The 8715-nt window shown below is 58.5% G+C and carries 8 protein-coding genes and 1 pseudogene; 6 read left to right on the plus strand and 3 right to left on the minus strand.

Going from position 1 to position 8715, the window contains the following annotated elements; translation table 11 throughout:
- A partial coding sequence (locus tag ABJN75_RS08220; protein ID WP_348438589.1) for a Rieske 2Fe-2S domain-containing protein occupies positions 1–621 on the minus strand: 621 nt, incomplete at its 3' end.
- 10 nt (positions 622–631) lie between these two features.
- Positions 632–1618 carry a PDR/VanB family oxidoreductase gene (locus ABJN75_RS08225; RefSeq protein ID WP_348438591.1) on the minus strand — a complete coding sequence of 329 codons (987 nt, stop codon included), beginning with the start codon at positions 1616–1618 and terminating at the stop codon, positions 632–634.
- A gap of 139 nt (positions 1619–1757) precedes the next feature.
- Between ABJN75_RS08225 and ABJN75_RS08230 the strand changes: the two genes are divergently transcribed.
- From ABJN75_RS08230 to ABJN75_RS08250, 5 genes are all read left to right on the plus strand, one after another.
- Entirely contained in the window at positions 1758–2270 is a 513-nt protein-coding gene (locus ABJN75_RS08230) for a MarR family winged helix-turn-helix transcriptional regulator (RefSeq protein WP_348438593.1), read from the plus strand.
- Positions 2271–2374: 104 nt separating this feature from the next.
- Positions 2375–3397, plus strand: a complete 1023-nt coding sequence (locus tag ABJN75_RS08235; protein WP_348438595.1) for a TRAP transporter substrate-binding protein — start codon at positions 2375–2377, stop codon at positions 3395–3397.
- A 75-nt stretch (positions 3398–3472) separates the two neighbouring features.
- Positions 3473–3979, plus strand: a complete 507-nt coding sequence (locus ABJN75_RS08240; protein ID WP_348438597.1) for a TRAP transporter small permease subunit — start codon at positions 3473–3475, stop codon at positions 3977–3979.
- The gene (locus ABJN75_RS08245; protein ID WP_348438598.1) at positions 3972–5285 is read left to right on the plus strand and encodes a TRAP transporter large permease; all 1314 of its coding nucleotides are present in this window, start codon (positions 3972–3974) and stop codon (positions 5283–5285) included. The genes ABJN75_RS08240 and ABJN75_RS08245 overlap by 8 nt, the downstream gene beginning before the upstream one ends.
- A gap of 198 nt (positions 5286–5483) precedes the next feature.
- The gene (locus tag ABJN75_RS08250) at positions 5484–6686 is read left to right on the plus strand and encodes an aromatic ring-hydroxylating dioxygenase subunit alpha (RefSeq protein WP_348438600.1); all 1203 of its coding nucleotides are present in this window, start codon (positions 5484–5486) and stop codon (positions 6684–6686) included.
- A gap of 97 nt (positions 6687–6783) precedes the next feature.
- On the opposite strand, the gene ABJN75_RS08255 is transcribed toward ABJN75_RS08250, so the two are convergent.
- The gene (locus ABJN75_RS08255) at positions 6784–8178 is read right to left on the minus strand and encodes an aminotransferase (RefSeq protein ID WP_348438602.1); all 1395 of its coding nucleotides are present in this window, start codon (positions 8176–8178) and stop codon (positions 6784–6786) included.
- 299 nt (positions 8179–8477) lie between these two features.
- On the opposite strand from ABJN75_RS08255, the pseudogene ABJN75_RS08260 reads away from it, so the two are divergent.
- Positions 8478–8715: pseudogene (locus tag ABJN75_RS08260) on the plus strand (ABC transporter permease); the annotation flags it as partial.

Below are 8715 nucleotides of genomic sequence, written 5' to 3' on the forward strand. Positions count from 1 at the left end.
CAGCATTTTCCAGTTGCAATGGTGCAGATAACGCAAGGGCGGTCCGGCCACTTCCAGCCGACCGGCGGGTGAGCGGTCAACCATGTTGTCGATCGAGGACACGGAGCCACCGAAATAGTCCTCGAAGGAAATCCCGTTCTCTGCCAGACGGCAGAAAATGAAGCCGCGATAGTTCTTCACCTCGCCAACCGCGCGCATGCCCTTGCTGTTGTCGCTGTTTTCAAAACCGGTGTTTTCGTAGCCCTTCTTCAGCGGAATCGCCAGCAGGCAGCCATCGGTCTTGAACGACCAGGCATGATACGGGCAGCGGAAGAATTTCCCGGTGTTGCCGGCCCGGTCGATGACGATTTTGGTACCCTTGTGCGGGCAGCGATTGAAAAGCACATGGATATCGCCATCGCTGTGGCGCACCTGGATCACCGGCTGATCGCCGACCTGGGTGGAGAAATAGTCGCCCTTGTTCGGCGTCTGGCTTTCATGTCCGACAAACACCCATGCGTTGGCGAACAGATGTTTCATCTCAAGCTGATAAAGCTCCTGATCGATATAAACGTCGCGGTGGATTTCATAGCCGCGGAACAGCGCCCTGATCGCCGCTGGATTCTGTGCATAGCGTCCCATCGTTCCCTCCCTAAAGATCCAGCACGAGACGGGCGGATTTCGCCCGACTCACGCATATTTGCATGACCTTGCCTTCAGCCTTTTCGCTATCGCTGAGCACCACATCACGATGATCGGGGATGCCTTCGATGATGTCGGTCTGGCAGATCCCGCAATCGCCGCGCCGGCAATCATGGATCAGGTCAAGGCCAGCCGCTTCGAGCACATCGATGATCGATTTGCCGGGAGGCACCGCGAACACGTCGCCGGTGGATTTGACCTCGACCTCGAATTCGGTGTCGCCGGATTGTTGAGCCGCGGACGTGAAAAGTTCGAAATGCACCCTGTCCGGGGCAAAGCCTGCCGTTTCCGCCTTTGCCTTCACCGCTTCGATCAACCCTTTCGGTCCACATATGTAGACATGCTCATCCGGGTTTGCGCTCGCGACAAGTCCGTCGATGTCGAGCGCCGTTTCCGGTTGGTCATCGAAATGAAAGGCCACTTGATTGCCGAACGTCGCCTTCAACTCGCTCAGGTATGCCATGGCAGCACTTGAGCGCGACGCATAATGAAACCGGAACGGCGTCCCTGCCCGCTTCAATGCCGCAGCCATGCCGATCAACGGAGTGATTCCTATGCCGCCCGCGATCAGCAGGGCCGGCTTGCCCGGCATCAAGGGAAAGTCATTATGTGGACCAGAGGCAAGCACCTCATCGCCGGGCGCAAGCCCGTGCATGTGACCGGATCCGCCGGCGCCTTGCCTCTCGAGTTGAACCGCAAACCGGTATTCCGCGTTGCCATCCTGACCAGTATCCTCATCGAAATCGATCAGCGAATAACTGCGCTCACCCGATGATAGCTGGAACTTGACGTGGGCGCCCGGCGTGTACCCGGCAAGCTTTGCGCCTTCGCCGGGGATGAAAACCAACTCGCGAATTGCATCAGTCAGCATACGTGCTGATGCGACTTTCAATTTGACCGGTTCGACCAATTCAACATCCTCCCATGGTCGAAACATGAATTTTCATATATTTCTTGTCAAGAGGTTTTTATTGAAGATACTGGTGCGGGATGCGATGGGAATGTCCCTGCGGCGCCCCGTGTTCGTTTGAACGCGGAAGGACCGCTGCACTCCTTTGAAGCGATGCGGAAGCCGAATGAACAAGAACGCCGACGAACACCAGGACCCTTTTGTCCCGAACTATCTTTTGTATCTGTTGGCCGCCGCCAGCGAGGCTGCCAGTGCGCGGTTTCACAGCCATGTGCGGACCAAGGGTTTGCGCGTACCCGAATGGCGCGTCATGGCCTGCCTGACCGATTGGGACGGATCGATGGTCACGGAACTTGCAGGTTACGCCATGATCGAGCAATCGCGGCTGACCAGGATCATCATACAGATGGACAACCGCGGTCTGGTCACCCGCCGAAGCGATCCCAACGATGGTCGCCGCGTGCGCGTTTTTCTGACCGACCATGGCCGCAACCTCGCCGCCGAACTGGTGGCAGACGCAAAGGCTCATGAGTTGCAATTGCTCAAATCTTTCCAGGGTAATCAGGGCGACGAGATCAAGGGAACGCTTCGTGCACTGATCCAGCATCTTGAAACCGATCCGACCGGATTTTCAGGCACGACCGCTGTCACGCCGGGTGCCGTAACCGAGAAACCCTGAAAAAGATGGATACATGATATTGCATGTTTTTATATGATATTGCATGTTTCCCTTCATGAAGGCCGAGGAGGAGCATTTGGCCATCACTTACCGGGAGGAAGCGCATGAAAAACTTTGGGACATTAATTGCAAGCACCGTAATGGCGGTTGGGTTTTCAGCCTCAGCCATGGCAGCTGACATCAACCTGACCATTTCCAGCTGGCTGCCGCCTTCGCATCCGATCAACGTCGACATGCTCGAGGGCCTCGTCGACATGATGGAGAAGGCAACGGACGGCAAGGTCAGTGGCGAAATCAAGTTGGGCCTCGCGCCTCCGCCGGCCCAGATGGACCTTATTCTCGACGGTGCCGCCGATATGACGATCATTTTCAACGGCTACCAGCCGGGGCGTTTTGTTGGAACCAAACTCATCGAGCTGCCGGGCTATGAAGGCAATGCCGAAGCCGCTTCTGTCGCCTATTGGCAGGTTTACGAGAAATATCTGGCCCAGCTCGACGAGTTCAAGGGCACCAAGGTCGTCGCCTTGACCACTCATGGCCCCGGCCAGATCCACTCCAACAAGCCGGTCAACACCCTGGCAGATCTGCAAGGTCTCAAGACCCGTCTTGGCGGCGGCGTTTCCGCCGATGTCGGTGCAGAGCTTGGCCTCATTGGCATTCAGGTCCCTGCTCCGAAGGTCTATGAGACACTGTCGTCAGGTGCAGCCGATGCTGTGGCAATGAACATGGGCGAACGCCTGAGCTTCAAGCTCAACGAGGTCGCCAAGAATGTCTATGAAATGCCCGGCGGCTTTTATCGTGGTTCATTTGCCGTGTTGATGAGCCAAGACAAGTTCAACTCGATGCCCGACGACGTGAAAACAGCACTCGAGGAAACAGTCTTCGGCGAACCTGCTTCGAAAATGATGGGCATCGCCTGGGACGCAAGCGATGTGCGGGCGCGTGAGGCCACCTTGGCCGCAGGCGACAACAAGATCGTCACCGCAAGTGCCGAGGATCAGGCCGCATTCGCGGAAATGGCTGCGCGTGTACGCACCAAGGTCCTTGCCGAAATTTCGGCGCTGGGGATCGATGCAGACGCCGCTCACGAAATGGTGGCGTCAACAATGGCATCCTACGGCAAGTAAGTCGGGGTCATTGACCCTGGTTGCGGGGGCACGGCTTGGCCCTGCCCCCGCAGATCTGCCCTCAAGGAGCCAATCATGAACCCCATCGCCAGAGTGCTCAACAGGCTGACTGAGTTGCCGATGCTCCTCGCCGCAGCAACATTGTTTGCCCTGATGGTGCTGACCTTCGCGGACGTCATCATGCGCTCGACCTTCTCGGCGCCAATAGAAGCGGCCACCGAACTCACCCGCATCGCCATTGCCGTGATCGTGTTTTCCGCGCTCCCGGTTGTCTCCGGCAGAGCCGAGCACATTGTCGTTGACCTGCTTGACCCGCTGTTTCGCCGGGCCGGCGTCGAACGTATCCTGGATGGCCTGACCACGCTGGTGTGCGGCGTCCTGCTTGTCTGGCCGGCCATGCGATCCTTCGATCTGGCCAACCGCGCCCGGAGCTATGGTGATTTGACCGAGTATCTTTCCATTCCGGTCTACTACATCACCTGGTTCATCGCCTTCATGACGCTTGTCACCGCAATCACGATGGCTCTTCGCGGAATGATCACCTTGTTCAAGCCCGACCTGCTCCGAGGCGCACATGATTGAATCCCTGATCGGATTTGCCGCAGTACTGCTCCTGGTACTGCTGCGCATGCCCATCGCCTTTGCCATGGCCATCGTCGGCATGGCCGGCATGACCTACGAGACCAATTTCATCGCAGCGATATCACTGGTCTCGCGGCTGATCATCGACACCAGTCAGGACTATGGATTGTCGGTGGTGCCGCTGTTCATTCTCATGGGCCTGTTTGTGAACAAGGGTGGCATCAGCCGTGAACTCTACCAGGTCTCCAACGCATTCCTGGGCCATTTCCGCGGTGGCCTCGCGATGGCGACGATTGCAGCCTGCGGCGGTTTTGCAGCCATCTGCGGCTCGTCGCTGGCCACTGCGGCCACCATGTCCAAGGTGGTCATGCCGGAAATGCGCAAGCTTGGCTATTCGGACGAATTGTCCTCGGCATCCATTGCCGCAGGGGGGACGCTGGGCATCCTGATCCCGCCCTCCGTCATCCTGGTGATCTACGGGCTGCTGACCGAAACCTCGATCGGCAAGCTGTTCATCGCCGGTATCATTCCCGGCATCCTCGGCATCCTGTTCTATCTGGTCGCCGTGCAGATCTCGGTCTTCCGCAATCCTGCAGCCGGCCCGGCCGGACGCCGTTTCAGCTTCGCCGAGAAAATGCAGGCCTTGAGCGGGGTCTGGTCCGTTCTTCTGCTCTTCTTCCTGGTTATCGGAGGGCTCTATGGCGCGCTGGATTTCTGGCCGATCCACCTCACCTTCTCGCCGACCGAAGCGGCCGGCATGGGGGCGATGGGCGCATTCCTGATCGCGCTTTTCCGTGGCAGCCTGACGGTCAAGGCAACCATCACCGTATTGAAGGAAACCGCGACCACCACCGCACAATTGTTCAGCGTGCTGATCGGCGCGTGGATTTTCTCGAACTTCGTCAATTACGCCGGTCTGCCCGAGGGGCTGAAGGAGATGATTGTCAGCGCCGACCTGTCGCCCTGGCTGGTGATGACGGTCATCATCCTGATTTACGTGGCGCTCGGTTGCGTGTTCGAAAGCCTGTCGATGCTGTTGCTGACCGTGCCGATCTTTTTCCCGATCGTCATCGGTCTTGGCTTCGACCCGGTCTGGTTCGGCATCGTCGTCGTGGTGGTAACCGAAATCAGCCTGATCACCCCGCCGGTCGGTCTCAACGTCTTCATCCTCAAAAGCGTGGTCGGCGACATTTCGGTCGGGACCATCTTCCGGGGCGTCACCCCGTTCTGGATGATGGACATTGTCCGGTTGCTTATTCTGGTGCTGTTTCCGTGGCTGGTGCTGTTCCTGCCCTCGCAGATGTAAGGCGGCCCGTATCGGCGTCATTGCACTCGGGCGGAGCAGAGCCGCCTGAGCCATTCCCCTGTTTGCGCTTCGGATGCGGGTTATGAGCCGGGAACAACCCACATTTGCCCGATTTTGACGACCGTCCGTCCCGTTGCGACTTGACGCCACGCCGGGTTCAGCATATTTTTCTGAGTAATTACTCAAAAAAGGTGTCGTATGAACCGCCCCGTCTCCCATCGCGATATTTCAATTCCCGAGAACTGGGACCGGTGCGGTTTGCCCGGCTGGACCTATCACAGCCCGGCATTTCTTGAACTGGAGAAGCAGGAGCTCTTCCGCAAGCACTGGCAGATTGCCTGCCATGTCTCCGATCTGCCTGAAACCGGCGATTATCTCGCCTTCGACATGTGCGGCGAACGGGCACTTCTGGTGCGCGGCACAGATGGCGAAATTCGCGCCTTTCACAACATGTGCCGACATCGCGGCGCGCGCGTGGTCGCGGAAGAAAAAGGCTCCTGCAAGGGGGCGCTGGTCTGTCCGTTCCATGGCTGGGTCTACAATCTTGACGGCACCCTGCGCGGCGCGGCGCGACCAAAGTCCTTCCCCGATCTGGACAAGGTCGAGTTCGGCTTGCAACCGCTTGAAGCCGAAATCTGGAACGGCTTCGTCTTTGTCCGTTTCGAAACCGGACCGCAAGCGTCGGTGGCCGAGTTGTTCCAGCCGTTCGCCGAAGAGATCGCCCATTTTGACATTGCCGACATGGTGCCCACCGGCGAGATGTGGACCATGGTGTCCAAGGTCAACTGGAAATCCGTCCGCGACGTCGACAACGAAGGCTACCATGTGGCGCTGGCCCACCCAGCGCTTCAGGACCTCTATGGCCGCTCCTATTTCGATGAGCCTTTCGTCGATGGACTGTCGAGATCCTATGCCGAGTGCAATGAGAACGGCCGTCGCTGGAGTGTCCGCAACTACCTCAAGACAATGCAGCCGCGCCCCGGCATGCCGGATTATCTCAAGCGCGCCTGGGTCTATTACGGCATGTTCCCCAATGCCGTGATCGCGGTAACGCCCGAACTGGTTCAGTTCTACCAGGAGTTTCCGCTGTCCACCGGCGAAACCCTGCTGCGTGGCTCGATCTACCGCTACCGCGACGAGACCAGGCAACAGACCGTGGCCCGCAAGCTTGCAGCCCGCATTGATTATGAAACCATGGGCGAGGACATACGGCTGACCGAATGGTCCAACGAAGCGATGAATTCAAGCGCCTTCAAGGGATTCTATCTCTCCGACCTGGAGTACGGCGTGCGCAGCCATCACGACCATCTGCGCGCGGTGCTGCCCGTCAGCAATCTTGACCAGCGGCCCGATGAAGACGATATCCCCCGGCTGAACGCCGAGATGACCCTGAACTTCTGAACGGATTTGACAGCCAAAACACAAACATCCGCCAGGGCCAGAGCCCGGGCGGATGTTTTGCTTTCGACGCGACGGATCGGACTGCGGCGCCTGGCTGTCAGCCGTTCCAGATCCCTTCCTGGCGCAAGTCCCGCATGGTGCGCGAAATCCCCTCATGCAGAATGCCCGCCATGGTGTCGATCTGGTCACGCGTGATCACCAGCGGCGGCGACATCACGCACATATGCACCAGCGGGCGCACCAGCAGGCCGAGGTCCTGGCAATGGCGATCGATCCGGACGCCGACTTCGGTGTCGAGCCGGATCGGATTGTGGCTCTCCCTGTCGGCGACGCATTCGATGCAGGCCATCAGCCCCATGCCGCGCACTTCGCCGACCAGCTCGAGCTCCTCGAGCATTTTCATCTTCTCGTGAAAATACGGCGTGATCTCGCGTGTATAGTCGAGCAGGTCGTCTTCCAGGATATCGAGGTTCTTCAGCGCCACCGCACAGCCGATCGGATGGCTCGAATAGGTCAGCCCATGCGCATACATCGCCTCGGGATGGTTCGACGTGCGCAGACTTGCAAGCAGCCTGTCCGACACCACCATGCCGCCCAGTGGAAAATAGCCCGAGGTCACACCCTTGGCGAAGGTGATGATATCGGGCACGACATCAAAACAGGCTTCGGAAGCAAACACATGACCGAGCCGGCCGAATGCGGTCACCACCTCATCGGCGATGAACAGGATGTCGTTCTCGCTACAGATATCGCGGATCGCCTTGAAGTAGCCTTCCGGCGGCACGATCACGCCGCCCGAGGCCATGATCGGCTCGCCGACAAAAGCGGCGATATTTTCCGCTCCGTGTTCTTTGACAGCATCGGCGAACTCGGCCACCAACTGGTCGCGAAACGCCTCGAGTCTCAGACCCTTGGGACGACGGAACGGATCCGGGCAGGACAGCCGGATCATCATCTCGTCGGCAAAATCCATCCAGTTGCGCGACCGCTGGCTGCCGTTCAGGCTCGCCGACAGATAGGTACTGCCGTGATACCCGCCATCGCGGCAGATGATCTTCTTCTTGCCCTCAAGCCCGCGGACATTGTTGTAAAACTGCGCAAAGCGCAGCGCGCTTTCCACAGCGGTTGATCCGCCGGTGGTGAAGAACACATGATTGAGATCGCCGGGCGCGTGTTCGGCGATACGCCGGGCCAGTTCGGCCGACGGCTCGCTCGATGTGTACCAGGGAGAATTGTAGGACAGCTCCATCGCCTGCTCTTTGAGCGTATCGGCGAGAACCTCGTTGCGGTGCCCGACATTGGTGCACCACATGCCGGCAGGCCCGTCGATCAGTTTGCGGCCCTTGGTATCATGCACATAGATCCCCTCGCCCGCGCCGAGCAACTCGCGTGATTCCGCGCCGATCGAACCTGCTGACGGCCATGGCTGGATCAGATGGTTTACAGCATCTTCAGTGGCCTTTTTGTAAAGAACAGCTTGGTTATCGGGCATGAGAGGGAATTCCTGAAACAGATGCACGGCGCCGGACTTCAACAGCTTCGAGGCGCCGTCGAAGCCTGTTATTGAATGACTGTTCAATCAATTTGACAGAAAAACGTCTTGCATTCAACTCTCTTTTGGCCTCATCTTAGACGCGTCTGGTCCATGCCTGCGGGTTTGGAACAGGTGCCCCGCACGCTGGCGTTCGAACGGCCAGCAGGACTGGTCACGGCGAGGAACTGCATTTGGAAGTATCTGCCCACACTTTGCCTGCTGAGCGCGCCGCCGGCCAATCGCGGTTGATGCGGTTCATGCGTTCGGACACGGGCAAAGGCTGGCTGACCATCTCGCCGCCGCTGCTTTACGCCATGCTGCTGCTGATCGGACCGATCATGGTCATCGTCGCCAACAGCTTCTGGTCGCAGGACTATCTGACCATCGACCATACATTCACGCTGAAAAACTATCAGGCAGCGCTGACCGAGCCGATCTATCGCGATCTACTGATGCGCTCGCTGTTTGTCTCGGTGACTGTCGCCTTCGTCACCG

Source organism: Hoeflea sp. (genome assembly GCF_039975035.1).
Lineage (GTDB): Bacteria > Pseudomonadota > Alphaproteobacteria > Rhizobiales > Rhizobiaceae > Hoeflea.

What these genes read in the sequence shown, in the direction of transcription:
- ABJN75_RS08240 (WP_348438597.1), top strand. Translation starts at nt 3,473, where the DNA reads ATGAACCCCATCGCCAGAGTGCTCAACAGGCTGACTGAGTTGCCGATG.
- ABJN75_RS08255 (WP_348438602.1), bottom strand. Translation starts at nt 8,178, where the DNA reads ATGCCCGATAACCAAGCTGTTCTTTACAAAAAGGCCACTGAAGATGCT.
- ABJN75_RS08235 (WP_348438595.1), top strand. Translation starts at nt 2,375, where the DNA reads ATGAAAAACTTTGGGACATTAATTGCAAGCACCGTAATGGCGGTTGGG.
- ABJN75_RS08230 (WP_348438593.1), top strand. Translation starts at nt 1,758, where the DNA reads ATGAACAAGAACGCCGACGAACACCAGGACCCTTTTGTCCCGAACTAT.
- ABJN75_RS08250 (WP_348438600.1), top strand. Translation starts at nt 5,484, where the DNA reads ATGAACCGCCCCGTCTCCCATCGCGATATTTCAATTCCCGAGAACTGG.
- ABJN75_RS08245 (WP_348438598.1), top strand. Translation starts at nt 3,972, where the DNA reads ATGATTGAATCCCTGATCGGATTTGCCGCAGTACTGCTCCTGGTACTG.
- ABJN75_RS08225 (WP_348438591.1), bottom strand. Translation starts at nt 1,618, where the DNA reads ATGTTTCGACCATGGGAGGATGTTGAATTGGTCGAACCGGTCAAATTG.